The organism is Gulosibacter sediminis (assembly GCF_023370115.1).
Classification (GTDB): domain Bacteria; phylum Actinomycetota; class Actinomycetes; order Actinomycetales; family Microbacteriaceae; genus Gulosibacter; species Gulosibacter sediminis_A.
Window position 1 is genome coordinate 1456347 of record NZ_CP097160.1, and the last position, 20475, is coordinate 1476821.

At 69.7% G+C, this 20475-nt stretch carries 20 protein-coding genes; all 20 read right to left on the reverse strand.

Annotated features, from left to right (window positions below; all coding sequences use genetic code 11):
- Nucleotides 1-21 precede the first annotated feature (21 nt).
- Nucleotides 22-651, reverse strand: coding sequence for a Trp biosynthesis-associated membrane protein (locus M3M28_RS06730; protein WP_249385753.1), 630 nt, complete (start codon nucleotides 649-651; stop codon nucleotides 22-24).
- Nucleotides 648-1019: a phosphoribosyl-AMP cyclohydrolase gene (hisI, locus tag M3M28_RS06735; RefSeq protein WP_249385754.1), complete on the reverse strand. Its 372-nt coding sequence runs from the start codon at nucleotides 1017-1019 to the stop codon at nucleotides 648-650. The genes M3M28_RS06730 and hisI overlap by 4 nt, the downstream gene beginning before the upstream one ends.
- Nucleotides 1012-1797, reverse strand: a complete 786-nt coding sequence (gene hisF / locus M3M28_RS06740) for an imidazole glycerol phosphate synthase subunit HisF (protein WP_249385755.1) — start codon at nucleotides 1795-1797, stop codon at nucleotides 1012-1014. The genes hisI and hisF overlap by 8 nt, the downstream gene beginning before the upstream one ends.
- Nucleotides 1798-1799: 2 nt before the next feature.
- Entirely contained in the window at nucleotides 1800-2639 is an 840-nt protein-coding gene (hisG, locus tag M3M28_RS06745) for an ATP phosphoribosyltransferase (RefSeq protein WP_249385756.1), read from the reverse strand.
- A 13-nt stretch (nucleotides 2640-2652) separates the two neighbouring features.
- Nucleotides 2653-2916 (reverse strand): phosphoribosyl-ATP diphosphatase, encoded by a 264-nt coding sequence (locus M3M28_RS06750; protein ID WP_249385757.1) that lies wholly within the window; start codon nucleotides 2914-2916, stop codon nucleotides 2653-2655.
- A 9-nt stretch (nucleotides 2917-2925) separates the two neighbouring features.
- The gene (gene rpe, locus M3M28_RS06755) at nucleotides 2926-3609 is read right to left on the reverse strand and encodes a ribulose-phosphate 3-epimerase (RefSeq protein WP_249385758.1); all 684 of its coding nucleotides are present in this window, start codon (nucleotides 3607-3609) and stop codon (nucleotides 2926-2928) included.
- Nucleotides 3602-5002: a transcription antitermination factor NusB gene (locus tag M3M28_RS06760; RefSeq protein WP_249385759.1), complete on the reverse strand. Its 1401-nt coding sequence runs from the start codon at nucleotides 5000-5002 to the stop codon at nucleotides 3602-3604. Before M3M28_RS06760 ends, rpe begins: the two co-directional genes overlap by 8 nt.
- Nucleotides 4999-5919, reverse strand: a complete 921-nt coding sequence (gene fmt, locus M3M28_RS06765) for a methionyl-tRNA formyltransferase (protein ID WP_249385760.1) — start codon at nucleotides 5917-5919, stop codon at nucleotides 4999-5001. Before fmt ends, M3M28_RS06760 begins: the two co-directional genes overlap by 4 nt.
- Nucleotides 5920-5945: 26 nt before the next feature.
- A complete protein-coding gene (locus M3M28_RS06770; protein WP_249385761.1) occupies nucleotides 5946-7931 on the reverse strand; it encodes a primosomal protein N' family DNA-binding protein in 1986 nt (661 codons plus the stop codon).
- Nucleotides 7928-9130, reverse strand: a complete 1203-nt coding sequence (gene metK / locus M3M28_RS06775; protein ID WP_249385762.1) for a methionine adenosyltransferase — start codon at nucleotides 9128-9130, stop codon at nucleotides 7928-7930. The genes M3M28_RS06770 and metK overlap by 4 nt, the downstream gene beginning before the upstream one ends.
- Before the next feature lie 71 nt (nucleotides 9131-9201).
- Nucleotides 9202-10473, reverse strand: a complete 1272-nt coding sequence (gene coaBC, locus M3M28_RS06780) for a bifunctional phosphopantothenoylcysteine decarboxylase/phosphopantothenate--cysteine ligase CoaBC (RefSeq protein ID WP_249385763.1) — start codon at nucleotides 10471-10473, stop codon at nucleotides 9202-9204.
- A 19-nt stretch (nucleotides 10474-10492) separates the two neighbouring features.
- A complete protein-coding gene (rpoZ, locus tag M3M28_RS06785; RefSeq protein WP_249385764.1) occupies nucleotides 10493-10828 on the reverse strand; it encodes a DNA-directed RNA polymerase subunit omega in 336 nt (111 codons plus the stop codon).
- Nucleotides 10829-10860: 32 nt separating this feature from the next.
- Nucleotides 10861-11766, reverse strand: coding sequence for a guanylate kinase (gmk, locus tag M3M28_RS06790; RefSeq protein ID WP_249385765.1), 906 nt, complete (start codon nucleotides 11764-11766; stop codon nucleotides 10861-10863).
- Nucleotides 11763-12668 (reverse strand): orotidine-5'-phosphate decarboxylase, encoded by a 906-nt coding sequence (pyrF, locus tag M3M28_RS06795; RefSeq protein WP_249385766.1) that lies wholly within the window; start codon nucleotides 12666-12668, stop codon nucleotides 11763-11765. The genes gmk and pyrF overlap by 4 nt, the downstream gene beginning before the upstream one ends.
- Nucleotides 12665-15967: a carbamoyl-phosphate synthase large subunit gene (gene carB / locus M3M28_RS06800; RefSeq protein WP_249385767.1), complete on the reverse strand. Its 3303-nt coding sequence runs from the start codon at nucleotides 15965-15967 to the stop codon at nucleotides 12665-12667. The genes pyrF and carB overlap by 4 nt, the downstream gene beginning before the upstream one ends.
- A gap of 14 nt (nucleotides 15968-15981) precedes the next feature.
- Nucleotides 15982-17136 carry a glutamine-hydrolyzing carbamoyl-phosphate synthase small subunit gene (gene carA / locus M3M28_RS06805; RefSeq protein ID WP_249385768.1) on the reverse strand — a complete coding sequence of 385 codons (1155 nt, stop codon included), beginning with the start codon at nucleotides 17134-17136 and terminating at the stop codon, nucleotides 15982-15984.
- A complete protein-coding gene (locus M3M28_RS06810) occupies nucleotides 17133-17654 on the reverse strand; it encodes a PH-like domain-containing protein (protein ID WP_249385769.1) in 522 nt (173 codons plus the stop codon). Before M3M28_RS06810 ends, carA begins: the two co-directional genes overlap by 4 nt.
- On the reverse strand, nucleotides 17654-18964 hold the full coding sequence (locus tag M3M28_RS06815; protein ID WP_249385770.1) for a dihydroorotase: 1311 nt from the start codon (nucleotides 18962-18964) through the stop codon (nucleotides 17654-17656). The genes M3M28_RS06810 and M3M28_RS06815 overlap by 1 nt, the downstream gene beginning before the upstream one ends.
- On the reverse strand, nucleotides 18961-19917 hold the full coding sequence (locus M3M28_RS06820) for an aspartate carbamoyltransferase catalytic subunit (RefSeq protein WP_249385771.1): 957 nt from the start codon (nucleotides 19915-19917) through the stop codon (nucleotides 18961-18963). The genes M3M28_RS06815 and M3M28_RS06820 overlap by 4 nt, the downstream gene beginning before the upstream one ends.
- Nucleotides 19914-20468: a bifunctional pyr operon transcriptional regulator/uracil phosphoribosyltransferase PyrR gene (gene pyrR, locus M3M28_RS06825; RefSeq protein ID WP_249385772.1), complete on the reverse strand. Its 555-nt coding sequence runs from the start codon at nucleotides 20466-20468 to the stop codon at nucleotides 19914-19916. Before pyrR ends, M3M28_RS06820 begins: the two co-directional genes overlap by 4 nt.
- Nucleotides 20469-20475 lie beyond the last annotated feature (7 nt).

The following is a 20475-nucleotide window of genomic DNA, read 5'->3' on the forward strand; positions in this document are numbered from 1 at the left end:
GTGTCGCTGCCAGATACCTGATCAGTCTACCTGGCGAGTGGAGGTTTCCTCGTCGGTTGGGTCGTCACCCGCCGAGAGCGCGTCCCACTGGCTCACGCGCGTGTCACCGACCGCCTCGTCGGCCTCCTGCTCGCTGCTCGCATCCCGGTCGAATCGACGCCCGCCGCTCGGCCACGTGCCCGAGGTCATCGCCGCGAAGGCCCCGGCCAGGGCCACCCCGACGCCGCCGATCGCGGCGATGAGCGGCCACGCCGTTCCGCTCACGTCACCGGTCGCAATGACCTGGCGAATCGCGTTCTCGCCGCCGATCGCGGTCGCCTCACCGACCGGCGCAAGCAGGCCCGCGGCGGGGTCGCCGTATGCGAGGCTCGCCGTGACCGCAATGCCGGCGCCGAGCAGGACGAGCAGGATCGAGAGAATGAGGCGCCAGCTGCGCTGCGCCATCGCCATCGCGGCAGTGCAGGCGAGTGCTGCGAGTGATAGTGCCATAACCGGCAGGGAGGCATCGCTGCCGCTGGCGGTGATGTCAGACGCGGTGCCCTCGACATCGAGCACGAGGTGCGCCCACGGCTGCGTCCACGCGATCATCGCGAGCGCCGCGAACACGACTGGGCCGAGGAGGCTCAGCCGTTTGCTCAGGCGGGGGCTCACGAGAACTGCACCGCGTTCGGGTCGGAATCCCAGCAGGTGCGTGTGCCGAGGTGGCAGGCGGCCCCCTCCTGGTGCACGCGCAGCAGCACGGTGTCGGCATCGCAGTCGACCGCGAACGACTTCACGGCCTGCGTGTGACCAGAGGTGTCGCCCTTGCGCCAGAGCTCGTTGCGCGAGCGCGACCAGTAGACAGCCCGTCGCTCGGTGAGGGTGCGGCGAATCGACTCCGCATTCATCCACGCCATCATGAGCACCTCGCCGGTGTCCCACTGCTGGGCGATGGCGGGCACGAGGCCGTTCTCAGCAAACTGCACCTGGGCAATAACCTGCTCGATCTGCTCGGGCGTGAGGTCGGTCCGCTCAGGCATCGCGCACCACCGCACCCGAGTCGCGCAGGGCCCGCTTGACCTCGGGGATCGTGATCTCGCCATAGTGGAACACGCTCGCCGCGAGCACCGCGTCGGCGCCCGCGGCGACCGCCGGCGCGAAGTCGTCGACCTTGCCCGCACCACCCGAGGCGATGACCGGCACGGTCGCAAGTTCGCGCATCCGCTCGATCAGCTCGAGGTCGAAGCCCTCCTTGGTACCGTCGGCGTCCATCGAATTGACGAGGAGCTCGCCAGCCCCGCGCTCGCAGGCCTCGCGCGCCCAGGCAAACGCGTCGATTCCGGTGTCGGTGCGGCCCCCGTGCGTCGTGACGACGAAGCCCGAGGCGGTCGAGTCGCTGCGGCGAATGTCGAGCGAGAGCACGAGCACCTGCGCCCCAAACTTCGCGGCGATCTCGTCGATCAGGCCCGGTCGCGCGATCGCGGCCGAGTTCACGCCGACCTTGTCGGCCCCCGAGGCGAGCAGCTGCGTGACATTCTCTACGCTGCGCACGCCGCCCCCGACGGTGAGGGGAATAAAGATGTTCTCGGCCGTGCGGGTGACGAGGTCGAACGTGGTCGCCCGGTTCTCGTTCGTCGCGGTGACGTCGAGGAAGGTGATTTCGTCGGCGCCCTGCTGCGCGTAGGCAATGGCGAGTTCAACGGGGTCGCCCGCGTCGCGGAGGCCCCGGAAGTTCACGCCCTTGACCACGCGGCCGTCGGCCACGTCAAGGCACGGGATCACCCGCACCGCGAGCGAGTCGGTGATGGAACTCGTCATGGCTACATCCGTGCGGCCTGGAGCGCGGTCACGAGGATCGCGCGGGCGCCAACGTCGGAGAGCTCGTCCATCACCTGGTTGAGCTCGCGGTTCGGCACGAGCGAGCGCACCGCGAACCAGGTCTCGTCGTGCAGCGGCGAGACCGTCGGCGACTGGAATCCCGGCGTGATCGACATGGCCGCCTGCAGTTTCTCGGCGGGGATGTCGTAGTCCATGATCGAGTACCGGCGCGCGACGAGGACGCCCTCGAGCCGCTTGATGAGCGTGCGCGTGTGCTCGACCTTGGCGGGCGTCGAGATGAGCACCGCCGTCGATTCGAGAATGACGGGGCCGAAGATCTCGAGCCCGGCCTGGCGCAGCGTCGTACCCGTGGAGACGACGTCGGCGACCGCATCGGCGACGCCGAGCTGGATCGAGGATTCGACGGCGCCGTCGAGCTTCACGAGCTCGGCGTCGACGCCGTGCTTGGCGAAGTAGGCGCCGAGCAGACCGACGAAGCTCGTCGCGACGCGCTTGCCGTTGAGGTCGGCGAGCTCCGAGAACTCGCCGGGCTTCGCGGCGAAGCGGAAGGTCGAACCGCCGAAGTCGAGCGCGCGAATCTCGCTCGCCTTCGACTCGGAGTCGAGCAGCAGGTCGCGGCCGGTGATGCCGGCGTCAAGCACGCCCTCGCCGACGTAGGTCGCGATGTCGCGCGGCCGGATGTAGAAGAATTCGACCTCGTTGACGGGGTCAAAGGCGACGAGTTCGCGGTCGCCACGGCGGCCGCGGTAGCCCGCCTCGATGAGCATCTCGTTGGCGGTTGCCGCGAGCATGCCCTTGTTGGGCACAGCAATGCGAAGCATGTGTGGGGGTCTCCTAGAGGTGCTGGTAAATGTCTTCGAGCGAGTAGCCCTTGGCGATCATCATCACCTGCAGGTGATAGATGAGCTGGGACATCTCCGCCTGGCACTCGGCGTCGGATTCGTATTCGGCCGCCATCCAGGTTTCGGCGGCCTCTTCGACGAGCTTCTTGCCGATGAAATGGACCCCGCGATCCAGCTCCGCAACCGTGCCCGAACCCTCGGGACGCGTGGCGGCTTTTTCGCTCAATTCGGCAAACAGGTCTTCAAAGCTCTTCACGGCTCCACCCTAGTGCGTCGTGGTGTCGGCGGCGTGCACGTGCCCGCTCGCGAGCTCGCGCAGGCGGGCAATTTCGTCGGCCGGTTCGCCGCGGAAAACCGCCGAGCCTGCCACGAAAGTGTCGGCGCCCGCCTCGGCGGCGAGCTCGATCGTGTCGGCCGAGATGCCGCCGTCGACCTGCAGCCAGATTTCGGAGTCATGGGCTCGGGCCCACTCGCGAGCCTGGCGCAGCTTCGGCATGGTCTCGGGCATGAACGACTGCCCGCCGAAGCCCGGCTCGACCGTCATAATCAGCAGCTGATCGAAGTGCTCGAGCAGCTCCTCGATCTGTGACAGCGGCGTGCCCGGTCGCAGCGCGACTCCGGCCCGCGCGCCCCGCGCACGGATGGCCCGGGCGAGGGTGACGGGCGCGGTCGCGGCCTCGAGATGGAACGTCACCGAGAACACGCCGAGCTCGGCGAACTGCGGCGCCCAGCGGTCAGGGTCTTCAATCATGAGGTGCAGGTCGAGCGGGATCGGCGAGATCTGCTGGAGACGCTCCACCATCGGCTGGCCGAACGTGAGGTTCGGCACGAAATGGTTGTCCATGATGTCGACGTGCGCCGCGTCGGCGGTGCGGATGCGGTCGAGTTCGCCGGCGAAGTTCGCGAAGTCGGCGGCAAGGATCGACGGGTTAATGCGGACGTCAGTCACGAGGGGACTCCTCTTCGTTCGGGGTGCGCAGCAGCGCGAGGAACATCGCGTCGGTGCCGTGGCGTTGTGGCCAGAGCTGCACCGCTGTGCCGTCGCCCACACGGATCTCGGCGAGGTCGAGCTCGGGCGCGAGCTCGCTGCAGATCGCGCGCGTGTCGAGCGCGGTGGCGGCGCCGGAGGCGATTGCGGCCGACACGATCTCGGTCGTCTCGGCCGGATGCGGCGAGCAGGTCACGTACGCGAGCAGCCCGTCGGGCACGGTCGCGCGCAGCGCCGCGGCGAGCAGTTCGCCCTGCAACTTGGCGAGGTCGCGAACATCCTGCTCGGCCTTGCGCCAGCGCGCCTCGGGCCGGCGGCGCAGGGCGCCGAGGCCGGTGCACGGCGCGTCGACGAGGATGCGCTCGTAGCGACCCGCTCGCTCGGCGAACTCGCGGCCGTCGAGTTCGGTGACCTCGAACTGCCCGAGCGGCTCGAGCGCCTGACGCACGAGCCCGGCGCGGGCCGGCGTCACCTCATTCGCCGAGAATTCGGCCCCGGCGACGAGCGCCTCGGCCGCGATGAGCGCCGATTTTCCGCCCGGCCCGGCGCAGAGATCGAGCAGCCGCTCCCCCGCGGCGAGCGGCTCGGCCCGGGTCAGCGCGAGCGCGACGAGCTGCGAACCGGCGTCCTGCACCCGCGCCCGGTGCTCCCGCACGGCATCGAGCCTCGAGGGGTCGCCCGCTGCGAGTTCGAGCGCCGTGGGTGCCGCCGGTAGCTCGCGAAGCCGCTCGGACGCAGCCACGAGCGTCGCCCTGTCGGAGCGCCCAGGCAAGGCCGCGAGCTGCACGTGCGGCGCCGCGTTGTCGGCCTCGAGCAGCGCGGTGAGTTCGCTCGCCCGGCCCTCTCGCTCGAGCGCCGCGGCGAAGGCGTCAACAATCCACCGCGGATGTGCGTGCGTGATCGCGAGCCGCTCGCGCGCATCCTGCACCTTCGCGTCAATCTCGGCGAGCCACTCCGCCCGGTTGCGCCGGGCGATGCCGCGCAGGTTCGCGTTCACGAAGCCCGCCGGGCCGCGGCCCGCGCGCCGACGCACGATGCTCACGGTCTCGTTGACCGCCGCGTGGGTCGCCACGCGCGTGTCGAGCAGCTGGTGGGCACCGAGTCGGAGGGAGGCGAGGGCGATGGCGTCGATCTTGCGCAGCGGGCGGCCCGACACCTCGCCGATGATCCAGTCGTAGAAGCCGAGCGCGCGCAGCGTGCCGTGCGTCAGCTGGGTCGCGAAGGCGGCGTCGGTGCCGTGGAGGTCGGCCGACTCGAGCCGCTTCGGCAGCAGCAGGTTCGCGTAGGCGTCGTCCTCCATCACCGCGATGAGCACGTCGAGCGCGACCTCGCGCGGGGTTCGCGAACGGCTCATCCGAGGCGCACCGCGGCGCCGCGCTGGCCCCGCCACCAGTCGGCGGCCGACATCGGCTTCTTGCCGGCGGGCTGCACCTCAAGCAGTTCGTAGCTGCCCTCGCCCGCCGCGACGACGATGCGGCCCTCGCGCTCGCTCACCTCGCCGGGTGCGCCAGCCGCGTGCGTGGTCTCGGCTACGGCGCCGCGCAGCAGCTTGATGCGCTGCCCGTCGCGTTCGCTCGCCGCGCCCGGCTCGGGCGTGACGCCCCGCACCAGGGCGTCGATCTCGGCCGCGCTTCGCTGCCAGTCAACGAATCCGTCGCGCACCGTGAGCTTGGCGGCCGTGGTCGCATGCCCGCTCTGGGGTGTCGCCTCAGCAGTGCCCGCCCCGATCTCGGCGACCGTCGCCACGACGTCGGGCGCCCCCAGCTCGGCGAGCCGCTCGAGCAACTCACCCGCGGTTTCGTGCGCACCGATCTCGACCGAGCGGTTCACGAACGTCGGCCCCGTATCGAGGCCGGCCTCGAGCTGGAACACCGCGATGCCGCTCGCCGCGTCGCCGGCCATGATCGCCCGCTGCACGGGCGCGGCCCCGCGCCAGAGCGGCAGCTGCGAGAAGTGCAGATTGATCCAGCCGTGGCGGGGCGTGTCGAGCAGCGGGCTGCGCAGGATCCCGCCGTAGGCCACGACCACTCCGAGGTCGAAGCCGCGGTCAAGCAGCTCGGCGGTGGCCTCGTCGGTCACCCGGTTCGCCCGCACGACGTGCAGCCCGAGTTCCTCGGCCCGGGCCGCGACGGGCGAGGGCGTGAGCACGCGCTTGCGCCCGATCGGGGCATCCTCACGGGTGAGCACGGCGACGACGTCGTGCCCGGCGGCGACGAGCGCCTCGAGCGTCGGCACCGCGGCCTGCGGTGTTCCGGCAAATGCGATTCGCATGAAACCTCCTGAAACGATGCTACTGACTAGAAGACGTCGGGGGCATCGAGCTGCACGCGCAGCGTCGATGCGTGTGCGCCCCGCCCGCCGGCGCGGCGACGACCCGCCGAGGCCTGGGCAACGAGCTCCGACTTCAACGCGGCCGCGACGTTCGCCCCGTCGCGGTAGCTGAAGCGAATGACGGCCCGCGATCGGTCGTGCTGTTCGGGGTCGGGCACCGGGCCGAGCACCTGCACCTCGATGCCGTCGAGGTCGGTGAGGCGCCGCACCGCGGCGTCGACCTCGAGCTCGCTGCCGGTGATCACCCCGACCCGCACCGCCGGAGGAAAGAGCAGCTCTCGACGCTCGGCGAGTTCGGCGCTCGCCCACTGTGCCTGCTGCCAGTCGCGCAGGGCGATGAGCGGCGGCGACGGCTGCCCGGCGAGAATCACGGCACCGTCGTCGGCGACGAGCGCCGCCGCGTTCGACCACGCGCGCATCGCCGCCTCGGTCGCGCCGAGCGACTCTCGGGCGAGCGCACCCTCGACGTCGAGCAGGAGCACGGCCTGGTAGCCACCCTCGGGCACGGGCTCGGCTCCGCGCGTCGCCACGACGAGCTGCGGCGCCGCGTCGACGGCGACGAGGCGTTCCTCGCCGTCGGCGAGCACGACGCGGGCGCCGGGGAACGCGCGGCCGAGCTCCTCCGCGGTGCGTTGATGGCCGATGCCGCCGGCGCGAAGTTTTGCGTCGCCGCACTCGCGGCACCGCCAGTCAGCGTGGGGCCGCCCGCAGACGGCGCACGACGGCACGCTGCCCGGGCCGTGCTGCTGCAGCCGGCCGCCGCAGAACGTACACGAGGCCGGCGTGCGGCAGCTCGCGCACGCGAGATATGGGCGGTACCCGGCTCGGCCGACCTGCACGAGCACCGGCCCGTGGTCGAGCCCGTCGCGCGCGGCGCGCCAGGCCGAAGAGGGGATGCGCGCCTCGCGCTGCGCCGACTCGTCACCGAGCGTCGCGGCGGCCGGGATGATCTTCGGCCGCTGGGGGCGCAGAGGTCGGGCCTCGTGCAGCCACCCGGTCGCCAGCAGGCGCGTCGCCTCGAGCGAGGGTGCGTGACCGGCGAGGATCACCGAGCAGCCCTGCTGCTGAGCGCGCATGAGCGCCACCTCGCGGGCGTGGGCGTACGGCGCGTGCGGCTCGCGGAACGATTCGTCGTCGTCGTCCCACATGAGGATGCCGCCGAGGCGGTGCGCGGGCGCGTACACGGCCGCTCGGGTGCCGATGATGAGCTGCGGCACCGGCTCGAGCGCGCGCAGAAACTGTTCGTAGCGCGGCATGGGTTTGAGCCGCGAATCAAAGCGGCGCACCGCGACGGCCGGCAGCAGCTCCTCGGCCGCCGCAATCGCGAGGTCGAGGTCGCGGTAGTCGGGCACGAGCACGATCGCCGAGCGCCCCGTCGCCACGAGTTCGGCCGCTGCCTCGACGAGTGTGCGCAACGCACGCGGGGTCACGCCCGCAACCCCGACGGGGACTCGGAGCGACCACCGCACCGGTGTCTCGCCGCGCAGCGCGTCGAGGAAGTCTTGGCCGTAGCTCGCTTCGAGCGAGGTGGCAGCGCTCAGGCTCGGCGGCGTGGCCTCGGCGGCACGGGCGGCGCGCTCCCCCGTTTCGTCGTCGAGCCAGCGCGCCTCGAGCCGCGCTGACCGCGCCGGGATCGCGAGGCGCAGCACATCAGACATCGTGCCGGCCTGCCGGTCGGCGACGGCCCGGGCGAGGCGTGCGAGCTCGGGTGGCAGCACTCGCGCGCCCGACACGAGCTGGTCGACCTTGGCGAGCCGGCCCGTGTACTCGGGTTCGTCGGTGAGCTCGACTACGTAGCCGCCCACGACGCGGCCGCCGGTGCGCAGCGGCACCTTGACGCGCATCCCTTCGCCGAGCTGCCCGCCCAGCTCGGCCGGGATCTCATACTCAAAGACTCGGTCGAGCTGCGGCAGCGGCGACTCGAGCACGACCCGAGCGACGGCGTGGCTCATTCGAGGCCGGCGGCCTCGCGCAGCGCCTCGGCGCGGTCGGTGTGCTCCCACGTGAACTCGGGCAGGTCGCGGCCGAAGTGGCCGTAGGCGGCCGTCTTCGCGTAGATGGGCCGGTGCAGCTCAAGGTCGCGGATGATCGCGGCGGGGCGGAGGTCGAAGACCCGGCGCACGGCCTCGAGAATCGACTCGTTCGAGACCTTCTCGGTGCCGAACGTCTCGCAGTAGAGGCCCACCGGCTCGGCCGTGCCGATCGCGTAGGCGACCTGGAACTCGGCGCGGTCGGCGAGGCCCGCCGCGACGACGTTCTTCGCGACCCAGCGCATGGCGTACGCGGCCGAGCGGTCGACCTTCGAGGGGTCCTTGCCGCTGAACGCGCCGCCACCGTGGCGGGCCATGCCGCCGTAGGTGTCGACGATGATCTTGCGGCCGGTGAGGCCGGCGTCGGCCGCCGGGCCGCCGAGCACGAAGTTGCCGGCAGGGTTGATGAGGATGCGCAGGCGCGAGGTGTCGAGTTCGCTCACGCGCGCAAGCACGGGCGTGACGACCTCGCGCACGACGTCGGTCTTGAGCTGCTCGAGCGTGACGTCGGCGTCGTGCTGGGTCGAGATGACGATGGTCTCGACGCTGCGGGGCTGGTGCGCGTCGTCGTAGCCGATCGTGACCTGAGTCTTACCGTCGGGGCGCAGGTGACCGAGCACGCCGTTCTTGCGTACCTCGGTGAGTCGCTCTGCGAGGCGGTGCGCGAGCCAGATCGGCAGCGGCAGCATGTCGGGCGTCTCGTTGCTCGCGTAGCCGAACATGATGCCCTGGTCGCCTGCGCCGAGCAGCGAGATCGCGTCGTCGCTCGAGCCCTCGCGGTGTTCGAGCGACTGCTCGACGCCGCTCGAGATCTCAATCGACTGCTCGCCGATCGACACCGAGACGCCGCAGAGGTTGCCGTCGAAGCCGTAGTCGCTCGAGGTGAAGCCGATCTCGGTGATGGTCTTGCGCACGATGCCCGCGATGTCGGCGTAGCCCGAGGTGCGCACCTCGCCGGCCACGTGCACCTGACCGGTCGTGACGAGCGTCTCGACGGCGACGCGCGCCGAGGGGTCTTGTGCGAGGAGGTTGTCGAGGATTCGGTCGGAGATCTGGTCGCAGATCTTGTCGGGGTGGCCCTCGGTGACCGATTCGGAGGTGAAGAGGCGGAGATTGGACATAATTGGCTCACTTTCCCTAGGAGTGCGCGGCGGCAGGCGCCGCGTGGGAGGACTTGTGTGAAGTGCGAACGCTAGTTCGCGGTGTCGTCGCTGCGTTCGGCCACGACGACGTCCAGGATAGTGTCGGCCACCGACAGCTTGTCGCCGACGTCCTCAGCAAGCACGTCACCGGCGAGGTTGAGCACCTGTATCTCGGTCTCCTCGCGGCCGAAGGTGTGGTCCCAGCCGACCCTGTTCAGCACGAGCAGATCGCTGCCCTTGCGCTTCACCTTGGCGCGCGCGAGTTCGAGCCGGGCGACGTCGTCGGCCTCGGTCTCGGCGGCGAAGCCGACGATGAGCTGCCCCTCGGGTCGTACCTCGACGAGGTTGCGCAGAATGTCTGGGTTCTTCGTGAAGGTGAGTGTCAGGGTGTCGTCCGTCGACTCCTTCTTGATCTTGTCGTTCGAGACGCGATCGGGCCGGAAGTCGGCGACCGCTGCGGCCATGATGATGACGTCTTGCTTCGGCGCGAGCTCGGTTGCCGCGGCGGCGAGCTGCTCGGCGCTCGAGATGCGCACGAGCTGCACGTCGTCCGGCACGGCGACCTCAACGTTCGCGGCGATGAGCGTCACTTCGGCGCCCCGCGCGGCGGCACGGGCGGCGAGCGCGACCCCCTGCTTGCCCGAGGAGCGGTTGCCGAGATACCTGACCGGGTCGATAGCCTCGCGGGTGCCGCCGGCCGTCACGAGCATCCGGATGCCCGCGAGGTCGCGCCCTTGTTGGGCCGCAGCGCGCTCGCGCTCGGCGGTGCGGGCAGCGGCGAGAATCGCCGCCACGATGTCTTCGGGCTCGGCGAGTCGGCCTGGGCCCTCGTCGGTGCCGGTGAGGCGCCCCGACTCGGGGCCGACGATGGTGACCCCGCGTTCGTCAAGGCGGTGCACGTTCGCCTGCGTGGCCGGATGCTGCCACATCTCGCTGTGCATCGCCGGCGCGACGACGACGGGTGCTCCCGTCGCGAGGATCGTGTTCGTCAGCAGGTCGTCGGCGAGGCCGGCAGCCATGCGCGCGAGCGTGTTCGCCGTCGCGGGCACGACCGCCACGACGTCGGCGTGCTGGCCGACCGCCACGTGCTGCACCGCGTGCACGTTCTCGAACACGTCGCGGCGCAGGGGGTTGCGGCTGATCGCCTCGAACGTCGGCGCGCCGACAAACTCGAGTGCCGCCGGGGTGGCGATCACCTCGACGTGGTGGCCGAGCAGCACGAGCTGCCGAATGACCGAAACGGCCTTGTAGGCGGCAATGCCGCCGGAAACACCAACGACGATGCGCCAGCTGGCGGCGTCGTGCTCGTTCGCTGTCGTCATCGTCGCGGTGCGCCTGAGGCTATTCGGTCTCGGCGGGGGTGACGTCGTCGTCACCGAAATCGATGATGTCGTCGTCACCGGGCAGCACAATCTCGGGCGCTGCCTGGGGCTCGCGCATGACGAGCTTGTTCTGGTTGATCTCGCGCAGGGCGATCGACAGGGGCTTGTCGTCGACGGCCGAGTCGACGAGCGGGCCGACGTTCTCGTAGATCGCGCCGTCCTGCAGGTCGGTGTAGTAGTCGTTGATCTGACGAGCGCGCTTCGAGGCGAAGATCACGAGCTGGTACTTGTTGTCGACGCGCTCGAGCAGGTCGTCGAGCGGCGGGTCGATGATGCCCTTGGGCTTGTCAATCATGGTGCTTCCTTGTATTCAGTCGGCTTCGTGCGTCAGCTTGCGTCGTCTCGGGGAACGTCGAATCCCATGAGACGGACGACTTCGCCGGCGGCCCTCGGAACGGTTTCGTTGACGACTCGGGCGTCAAACTCGTGCTGCGCGGCCAGTTCCACCTTCGCGGTCTCGAGCCGGCGCTGCTGCTCCTCGGGCGTTTCCGTGCCGCGTCCGATGAGTCGGCGAACCAGCTCATCCCATGACGGGGGCAACAAAAACACCAGTCTAGCCTCTGGCATCGCAGCTTTCACCTGTCGCGCGCCCTGAAGGTCGATTTCCAGCAAGACCGGATGCGCGGCCTCGAGCTCGCGGCGGATCGGCGCGGCCGGCGTGCCGTAGCGGTACGAGTTGTGCACGGTCGCGTACTCGAGCATCTCCCCCGATTCGATCATGCGGTCGAACTCGGCGTCGTCGACGAAGTAGTAGTCGCGCCCCTCGACCTCGCCGGGTCGCGGATTTCGGGTCGTGGCCGACACTGAGATGTGCACGTCGGGATAGTGCTCGCGGATATATCGCGAGACCGTGCCCTTGCCCACCGCGGTGGGCCCCGCGAGCACGACGACGCGCGGGGTCGCGCCGCTCGATCGCTCCCATTCGCCGAGCCAGTCGCGCAGCCGCTCGCGCTGGTTGCGACCGAGGCCGCCGAGCCGCTTGACCGGGGCAATCTGCAGCTCGCCGAGAATCCGCTCGGTCTTCGTCACGCCGATGTGCGGAATCGATCGCAGAAACTGCGTGATCCGCAGCGTCGACGCCGGATGCTCCCGATCGACCGCGGCATCGAGCACGTCGATGGGGCGCGCGGCGCCCGACGAGATGCGATTCTTGACCTCGGCACGGGCGCGCCGGGCGGCGACCGCCGCTTTCGAGGCTGCGGTGCGGTCAACGGGAGGCGGAGTCAGAGTCATACGGCGAAGGCGTTCTTCAGGGTGTCGAGTTTCGAGGTAATCGCGTCATCCAGACCGGCGAGGCCGCCGTCGAGCATCGAGCGCGATGAAGTAACTATGACATTCTTGGCCGACTTCCCGAAAATCTTCGTGACGTCTTCGAACGCCGCACCCTGGGCGCCGAAGCCCGGAGCGAGGATGGGGGTGTCCGGCTCGGTCGCCAGGTCGTCAACGTCGATATCGAGCAGTTGCATGTCGACGGTCGCGCCGAGCACGACGCCGACCGAGCCCTTGGAACGCCCGGCCGAGTGCTCGCGGTTCCAGAGGGCCGCGCGCGCGGCGATGCCGCCCGCGACCGAGCGGCCTTCCTGCGATCCGCGGACGCGGCGGGCGGTCTGCACCGAGGCCGACTCGGGGTTCGATGTCGCGGCCAGCACGAACACGCCCTTGCCGTACTGCTCGGTCATCTCGAGTGGCTTCCGGAATGTGTCGAAACCCTGGTACGGGTTGATCGTCATGGCGTCGGCCTCGAGCGGCATGCCCGGCGTGAGCCAGGCCTCCGAGTATGCCTCGAGCGTCGTGCCCACGTCGCCGCGCTTCACGTCGGCGATCACGATCAGGCCGGCCTGGCGCGCCGCCTCGAAGATGTCCTCGAGCACGCGATAGCCGCTCGCGCCGAAGCGCTCGTAAAACGCCACCTGCGGCTTCACGATGCCGACGCGGCCCGCGAGCTTCTCGATGATGCGCAGGCCGAACTCGTGCGCGCCGACCGCGCTCACCGGCAGGTCCCACTTCTGCAACAGGTGCGTGTGCGGGTCGATGCCGACGCAGAGCCGACCGTAGCGATCCATCGTCTCGGCGAGGCGTTCGCCGAACGAGGGGCCGGTCGATGCCGGCACGGCCGGCTGGGTGGTGTCGCTCACGAGAGTGCCTTCCTACGTGCGTTGTAGTCCTGCAGCGGGGTCACGTCGTAGCCGTCACGCAGCGCCTGGAAGCTCGCGACCGCGGCTTGCAGCTCCGACATCGTGGTGAAGATGGGCAGGTCGGCCGAGACCGCGGCGGTCCGGATCTCGTAACCGTCGCCCCGGGAGGCTCCCCCCGAAGGCGTGTTGATGACCATATCGATCTCGCCAGCGTGAATCATGTCAACGATGTTCGGGCGCTCCGTCGGCATCGTCGAGTGCTCGTCGGCGGTGAACTTACCGACGAGCTCGGCGTGCACGCCGTGACGCGCGAGCACGCGGGCCGTGCCCTCGGTGGCGTAGAGCTCGTAGCCGAGGTCGACGAGACGCATGATCGGCGCGACGATCGACCGCTTGTCGCGGTCGTTCACCGACACGAACAGCTTGCCCGATTCGGGTAGACCGCCGTACGCCGCGATCTGGCTTTTCGCAAAGGCGCGCGGGAAGTCGTTGTCGATGCCCATGACCTCACCGGTCGAGCGCATCTCGGGCGAGAGCAGCGCGTCGACGATGCTGCCGTCGCGGGTGCGGAAGCGCTTGAACGGCAGCACGGCCTCCTTGACGGCGACGGGCGCGTCCATCGGCTGGATCGTGCCGTCGCCCTCAGCCGCGAGCATGCCCTCGCCGCGCAGCTGCGCGATCGAGTCGCCCACCATGACGCGGCTTGCCGCCTTCGCGAGCTGCACGCCGAGCGCTTTCGACACGAACGGCACGGTGCGGGATGCGCGCGGGTTCGCCTCGATGACGTAGAGGCGGCCGGCGCTGATCGCGAACTGCACGTTGAGCAGGCCCTTGACGCCGATGCCCTCGGCGATCTTCAGGGTCGCGTCGCGCACCTCCTCGAGCACGCGGTTCGACAGCGTGATCGCGGGCAGCGTGCAGGCCGAGTCGCCCGAGTGGATGCCGGCCTCTTCGATGTGCTCCATGATGCCGCCGATGTAGAGCTCGGTGCCGTCGTACAGCGCGTCGACGTCGATCTCGGTGGCGTCGTCGAGGAATCGGTCGACGAGCAACGGGTGCGACTTCGAGATGATGACCTGGTTCGCGGTGCGCACGAAGTAGTCGTCGAGCTGCGCCGAGTCGTAGATGATCTCCATGCCGCGGCCGCCGAGCACGAAGCTCGGGCGAAGCAGTACCGGGTAGCCGATCGACTCGGCGACCTCGTGCGCGGTGGCCGCGTCGACGGCGGTGCCATTTGCGGGGGCCGCAAGCCCCGCGTTGTCGAGGATCTCCGAGAACAGGCCGCGCTCTTCCGCGAGGTCGATCGCCGAGGGGTCGGTGCCGAGGATCGGCACGCCCGCGGCCTCGAGGCCCTTCGCCAGGCCGAGGGCCGTCTGGCCGCCAAGCTGCACGATCACGCCGAGCAGCTCGCCGCTCGCGCGCTCGGCGTCAACGATCTCGAGCACGTCCTCAAGCGTGAGTGGCTCGAAGTAGAGGCGGTCGGAAGTGTCGTAGTCGGTCGAGACCGTCTCGGGGTTGCAGTTCACCATGATGGTCTCGTACCCGGCGTCCGAGAGCGCGAAGCTCGCGTGCACGCACGAGTAGTCGAATTCAATGCCCTGACCGATGCGGTTCGGGCCAGAACCGAGAATGATGACCTTCTTGCGGTCGCTCAAGGAAACCTCGGTCTCGCTGTCATAGCTCGAGTAGTGGTACGGCGTGAACGCCGGGAACTCGCCCGCGCAGGTGTCGACCGTCTTGTAGACGGGTACGACGCCGGCGTTGCGGCGGATCGCGCGCACCTCGCCCTCGCCGAGCTCGCGCAGCTGCGCGAGCTGAGCATCCGAGAAGCCGTGACGCTTCGCGAGCTTGAGCGTCGGCGAATCCAGGCCCTCGGCCTGCCGCACGTGGTCGGCGACCTCGTTGATGAGCGCGATCTGGTCGATGAACCAGGGGTCGATCTTCGTCGCGTCGAAGATCTGCTGCGGCGTCGCGCCCTTCGCCATGGCGATCTGCAGGTCGACGATGCGGCCGTCGGTCGGCGTCGCGATGCTCTCGAGCAGCTCCTCGACGCTGCGCGGGTCGTCGGCCCAGGTGAACGACGAGTCGCGCTTCTCGAGCGAGCGCAGCGCCTTCTGCAGCGCCGTCGTGAAGTTGCGGCCAATCGCCATCGCCTCGCCCACCGACTTCATGGTCGTCGTGAGCAGCGGGTCGGCGGCCGGGAACTTCTCGAAGTTGAAGCGCGGCACCTTCACGACGACGTAGTCGAGCGTGGGTTCGAAGCTCGCCGGCGTGACGCGGGTGATGTCGTTCGGAATCTCGTCGAGGCGGTAGCCGATCGCGAGCTTCGCGGCGATTTTCGCGATCGGGAAGCCCGTGGCCTTCGAGGCGAGCGCCGACGAGCGCGAGACTCGCGGGTTCATCTCGATGACGATGATGCGGCCGGTCGCGGGGTCGATCGCGAACTGGATGTTGCAGCCACCGGTGTCGACGCCGACGCGACGGATGATGTCGATGCCGATGTCGCGGAGGTTCTGGAACTCGACGTCGGTGAGGGTCAGCGCGGGCGCGACCGTGATCGAGTCACCAGTGTGCACGCCGACCGGGTCGAAGTTCTCGATCGAGCAGATGACGACGGTGTTGTCGAAGTTGTCGCGCATGAGCTCGAGCTCATACTCCTTCCACCCGAGGATCGACTCCTCGAGCAGCACCTCGGTGGTCGGCGAGGCAAGCAGGCCCTCGCCGACGATGCGCACGAGCTCCTCCTCGGTGTGGGCGAAGCCCGAGCCGAGGCCGCCCATCGTGAACGAGGGGCGCACCACGAGCGGGTAGCCGAGATCGGCCGCGGCCGTCTTCGCCTCGTCGATGGTGTGTGCGATGTGCGAGCGGGCAACATCGGCGCCCGCCTCGATGACGAGTTCCTTGAAGATCTGGCGGTCCTCGCCGCGACGGATCGCGTCGACCTTCGCGCCGATGAGCTCGACGCCGTGCTTCGCGAGGATGCCGAGCTCGTCGAGTTGCATCGCCGCGTTGAGTGCCGTCTGGCCGCCGAGCGTCGGCAGGATCGCGTCGGGACGCTCCTTGATGATGATCTTCTCGATCGCCTCGGGGGTGATCGGCTCGATGTACGTCGCGTCGGCGAAGTCCGGGTCGGTCATGATCGTCGCCGGGTTCGAGTTCACGAGGATGACGCGGATGCCGTCCTCGCGCAGCACGCGGCAGGCCTGGGTGCCGGAGTAGTCGAACTCCGCTGCGATGCCGATGACGATCGGGCCGGAACCGATGACGAGGACGCTATTAATGTCGGTGCGCTTTGGCATGTATTCGTCGGCTCCTAGTTGTTCGTCGCGGGGGTCGTGTTGCCGAGCACGAGGTCTCGGAAGCGGAGGAAGAGGGCGGCCGCGTCGTGCGGACCGCTCGCGGCCTCGGGGTGGAACTGCACCGAGAAGGCGGGGATGTCGAGGCAGCGCAGGCCTTCGACGACCTGGTCGTTGAGGCCGATGTGGCTCACCTCGACGCGGCCGAAGCCGGCGGGTGACTCGACGGGCTCGCCGATCGGAATGTCGACCGCGAAGCCATGGTTCTGCGCCGTGATCTCGACGCGGCCGGTCTCGGTGTCGAGCACCGGCTGGTTGATGCCGCGGTGGCCGAACGGCAGCTTGTAGGTGCCGAAGCCGAGGGCGCGGCCGAGCAGCTGGTTGCCGAAGCAGATGCCCATGAAGGGCAGGCCGTCGCGCAGAAGCTCCGCGAGCAGCTCGACCTGCTGCTGGTTCGCCTCGGGGTCGCCGGGGCCGTTCGAGTAGAACAGTGCGTCGACGCCGAGCGCGCGCACGTCGTCGGCCGTGACGTTCGCCGGCAGCACGTGCACGTCGAAGCCGGCGGCGTTGAGGTTGCGAATGGTCGCGAGCTTGATGCCGAGGTCGAGCAGTGCGACTGTGCCGAGCGCATCGCCGTCGTTCGTGTGCGCGCTGAGGTAGGCGGCCTCGGTCGTCACCTTGTCGGAGAGGTACTGGCCGGCCATCGACGGCTGGGCGCGCACCTGCTCGAGTTGTGCCTCCGCCGAGTCGTGGTAGGCGTCGCCCGAGAAGATGCCCGAGCGCATCGCGCCCTCGCTGCGGATGCGTCGCGTCAGAGCGCGCGTGTCGACCTCGGCGATGCCAACGATGCCCTGCTCGTCGAGCGCGGCCTCGAGGTCGCCCGTCGCGCGCCAGTTCGAGACGACGCGGCTCGGGTCGCGCACGACGTAGCCCTCTACCCAGTAGCGGTCGGACTCCATGTCGGTGGGGTTCACGCCGGTGTTGCCGATGTGCGGCGCCGTCTGCACGACGATCTGCCCCGCGTAGCTCGGGTCGGTGAGGGTCTCCTGGTAACCGGTCATGCCGGTCGTAAACACGAGCTCGCCGAGTCGTGCGCCCCGTGCACCGTAGGCCAGGCCCTCGTAACGGGCGCCGTCTTCAAGAACGAGTACGGCAGGTTCGGTGGTGATCATGCGGTCTCCTGGGTGGTGGGTGCGGGTTCAATGAGGTCGCCGATACGGGCGATGAGTTCGTCGCGGTGCTCGGGGTTGACGACGCGCAGGTACGTCTCGACCGAGTGCTCCGGGTCGAGCAGCCAGCGCACGACGATCAGGCCATCGCGCTCGACGGCGCGGTCGATCGTCGCCTGCGCGACCGCGACGGTCTCGAGCTTGTCGACGGGAATGAAGAACGCGTCCTCGCCGGCGATGCCGACCGCGAGGCCGCCCGAGTGCACCTCGACGGTGGCGCGGCCGCGGTATGCGAGCGGGCGCACCGCGATGCGGTCGAGCGCATTGCCAGTCGTCGAGGTCGCAACGTAGTGGGCGTCGTCAACGGCGAAGCGGGGCTCGCCGAGGCCCTCGGGCAGCGCATCCGGGGTGCCGAGCGTCGCCTGCGATCGCTGACGTCGTCGCCAACCGAGCGCCATCGCGCCAAAGATGATGGCGCAGACGGCAAGGATGCACAGGGTAGCGATGATCGGACCGGGCATTAGGACTCCTCCCCCGGAATAACGACGTTGCCCTCGCGCAGCGTGGGGACGCCGCGGAAGATCGTGGTGGTGACCGCGCCCGGCAATTCCATGCCGAGGAACGGTGAGTTGGTGGACTTGCCCGCGAGGTCGGCCTCGGTGAACGTTCCCCCGGCCGACGGGTCGAACGCGGTGAGGTTCGCGGGCTCGCCGACGGCGATCGGGCGGCCGGCGTCGTCGGCCCGGCCGATGCGGGCGGGCGCCTCGCTCATGATGCGCGCGACGTCGCGCCACGAGATGTTGCCGGGCTCGACCATGGTGGCGTACACGACGCGCAGGGCCGACTCGAGGCCGACCATACCCATCGCCGCGAAGTCCCACTCGCGCTCCTTCGCATCGCGCGGATGCGGGGCGTGGTCGGTCGCGACGGCGTCGATCGTGCCGTCGGCGAGCGCCGCGCGCAGCGCCTCAACGTCAGCGTCGGTGCGCAGCGGCGGGTTCACCTTGAAGCGGGCGTCGAAGCCGCGCACGCGCTCCTCCGTAAGGATGAGGTGGTGCGGGGTCACCTCGGCGGTGATGTCGATGCCGCGAGCCTTCGCCCACCGCACGACCTCGATCGCCGCCTCGGTCGAGACGTGGCAGACGTGCACGCGCGAACCGGTCTGCTCCGCGAGCAGGGCGTCGCGCGCGATGATCGACGACTCGGCGACGGCGGGCCAGCCGCCGAGACCGAGCTCGGCCGAGACCGCGCCCTCGTTCATCTGCGCGCCGACCGTAAGCTTCGGCTCCTGCGCATGCTGCGCGACGACGCCGTCGAAGGCGCGCACGTACTCGAGCGCGCGGCGCATGATCAGCGGGTCGAAAACGCAGTCGCCGTCGTCCGAGAACACGCGCACGCCGGCGCGGGATGCCGCCATCGAGCCGAGCTCGGCGAGTTGCTCGCCGGCGCGGCCGACCGTGACCGCGCCGATGGGCCGCACGTCGGCAAGCCCGGCGTCGCGGCCGAGCGCCCAGACCGCCTCGACGACGCCCGCCGTGTCCTGCACCGGCGCGGTGTTCGCCATCGCGAAGATCGTCGTGAAGCCGCCCTTCGCCGCGGCGCGTGAGCCGGTTGCGACGGTCTCAGAGGATTCGAAGCCGGGCTCGCGCAGGTGCACGTGCAGGTCGACGAGGCCGGGCAGCAGCACCTGGCCGCTGAGGTCGATCGTCTCGGCCCCTTCGGGTGCAGAAATCGTGCCGGGCTCGGCCACCTCGCGGATCACGCCGTCGACGATGAGCACGTCGCGGGCCTGCTCGCCATAGGGCTGCGCCCCCGTCAGCAGAAGGATCATTTGTCGCCAGCCTCTCGGACTCCGGAGCAAAGTAGGTACAGCGCGGCCATTCGCACGCTCACGCCGTTCGCGACCTGCGCGAGCACCGTCGACTGCGGCGAATCCGCGGCGGCCGACGAGATCTCGAGGCCGCGGTTCATGGGGCCCGGGTGCATGATCAGCGTGTCGCTGCCAAGACGCTCGAAGCGGGCGGCGCTCAGGCCCCACATCCGAGCGTACTCGCGCGTGTGCGGGAAGTAGGCGTCGCGCATCCGCTCGCCCTGGATGCGCAGCAGCATCACCGCGTCGGGGCGGGTCGCGAGCACGGCGTCGAGGTCGTAGCTCACCTCGGCCGGCCAGTGCGAAGTGTCCGAAGGCAGCAGCGTCGGCGGGGCGACGAGCGTGACCTTGGCGCCAAGCGTCGTGAGTAGCCAGACGTTCGAACGCGCCACGCGGGAGTGCAGGATGTCGCCGACGATGACGACGTGGACGCCGTCGAGGTCATGCCCCCGCGCCGCGTCGCCGTGCAGGCGCTCGCGCAGCGTGTAGGCGTCGAGCAGCGCCTGGGTGGGGTGCTCGTGCATGCCGTCGCCGGCGTTGAGCACGGGCGCGTCGATCCAGTCGCGGTCGGCAAGCAACTGCGGCGCGCCCGAGGAGGGGTGGCGGATCACGACGGCGTCGGCGCCGATCGCGTGCAGCGTCTGCGCGGTGTCCTTGAGCGACTCACCCTTCGAGACGCTCGAGCCCTTCGCGGCGAAGTTGATGACGTCGGCGCTGAGTCGCTTCTCGGCCGCCTCGAACGAGATGCGGGTGCGCGTCGAGTCTTCATAGAACAGATTGACCACGGTGATGCCGCGCAGGGCCGGCAGCTTCTTCACCTCGCGGCGCTGGGTCGCGGCCATGTCGGCGGCCGTGTCGAGCAGCAGCAGCGCATCGTCGCGGCTCAGGTCGCGGGTCGAAATGAGGTGCTTCACGCGCGACCCCCATCGGTGATGACGACGCGGTCGGCGCCGTCGATTTCGCGCAGCTCGACCGAGATACGCTCGCTGCGCGACGACGGCAGGTTGCGGCCGACAAAGTCGGCGCGAATCGGCAACTCGCGGTGGCCACGGTCGACGAGCACGGCGAGCTGCACCACCCGCGGGCGACCGAGGTCGTTGAGAGCGTCGAGCGCGGCGCGCACGGTGCGGCCAGAGAACAGCACGTCATCGACGAGCACGACGATCTTGCCGTCGATGCCGCTGAGCGGGATGCGCGTCGGGTGCGACTCGGTGAGCGGGCGGCGGCGAAGGTCGTCGCGGTACGGCGTGATGTCAAGTTCGCCGACGAACTCGTCGAGCGAGCCCTCGCGGTGCTCAATGCGCGCGATCAGCTCGCCGAGACGGCGGGCGAGCGGGACGCCGCGAGTCGGAATGCCAAGGAGAATGACTTCCTCGCCGCCAGCGTTGGCTTCAAGGATCTCGTGTGAAATTCGTTTCAGGACACGTTCGACGTCGTCGGACTGGAGCACTTCGCGTTCCGTCACGTTCGAC

What these genes read in the sequence shown, in the direction of transcription:
- M3M28_RS06810 (WP_249385769.1), bottom strand. Translation starts at nt 17,654, where the DNA reads ATGCCCGGTCCGATCATCGCTACCCTGTGCATCCTTGCCGTCTGCGCC.
- fmt (WP_249385760.1), bottom strand. Translation starts at nt 5,919, where the DNA reads ATGCGAATCGCATTTGCCGGAACACCGCAGGCCGCGGTGCCGACGCTC.
- hisF (WP_249385755.1), bottom strand. Translation starts at nt 1,797, where the DNA reads ATGACGAGTTCCATCACCGACTCGCTCGCGGTGCGGGTGATCCCGTGC.
- metK (WP_249385762.1), bottom strand. Translation starts at nt 9,130, where the DNA reads ATGTCCAATCTCCGCCTCTTCACCTCCGAATCGGTCACCGAGGGCCAC.
- M3M28_RS06760 (WP_249385759.1), bottom strand. Translation starts at nt 5,002, where the DNA reads ATGAGCCGTTCGCGAACCCCGCGCGAGGTCGCGCTCGACGTGCTCATC.
- rpoZ (WP_249385764.1), bottom strand. Translation starts at nt 10,828, where the DNA reads ATGATTGACAAGCCCAAGGGCATCATCGACCCGCCGCTCGACGACCTG.
- hisI (WP_249385754.1), bottom strand. Translation starts at nt 1,019, where the DNA reads ATGCCTGAGCGGACCGACCTCACGCCCGAGCAGATCGAGCAGGTTATT.
- carB (WP_249385767.1), bottom strand. Translation starts at nt 15,967, where the DNA reads ATGCCAAAGCGCACCGACATTAATAGCGTCCTCGTCATCGGTTCCGGC.
- M3M28_RS06815 (WP_249385770.1), bottom strand. Translation starts at nt 18,964, where the DNA reads ATGATCCTTCTGCTGACGGGGGCGCAGCCCTATGGCGAGCAGGCCCGC.
- coaBC (WP_249385763.1), bottom strand. Translation starts at nt 10,473, where the DNA reads ATGACGACAGCGAACGAGCACGACGCCGCCAGCTGGCGCATCGTCGTT.
- carA (WP_249385768.1), bottom strand. Translation starts at nt 17,136, where the DNA reads ATGATCACCACCGAACCTGCCGTACTCGTTCTTGAAGACGGCGCCCGT.
- hisG (WP_249385756.1), bottom strand. Translation starts at nt 2,639, where the DNA reads ATGCTTCGCATTGCTGTGCCCAACAAGGGCATGCTCGCGGCAACCGCC.
- M3M28_RS06770 (WP_249385761.1), bottom strand. Translation starts at nt 7,931, where the DNA reads ATGAGCCACGCCGTCGCTCGGGTCGTGCTCGAGTCGCCGCTGCCGCAG.
- gmk (WP_249385765.1), bottom strand. Translation starts at nt 11,766, where the DNA reads ATGACTCTGACTCCGCCTCCCGTTGACCGCACCGCAGCCTCGAAAGCG.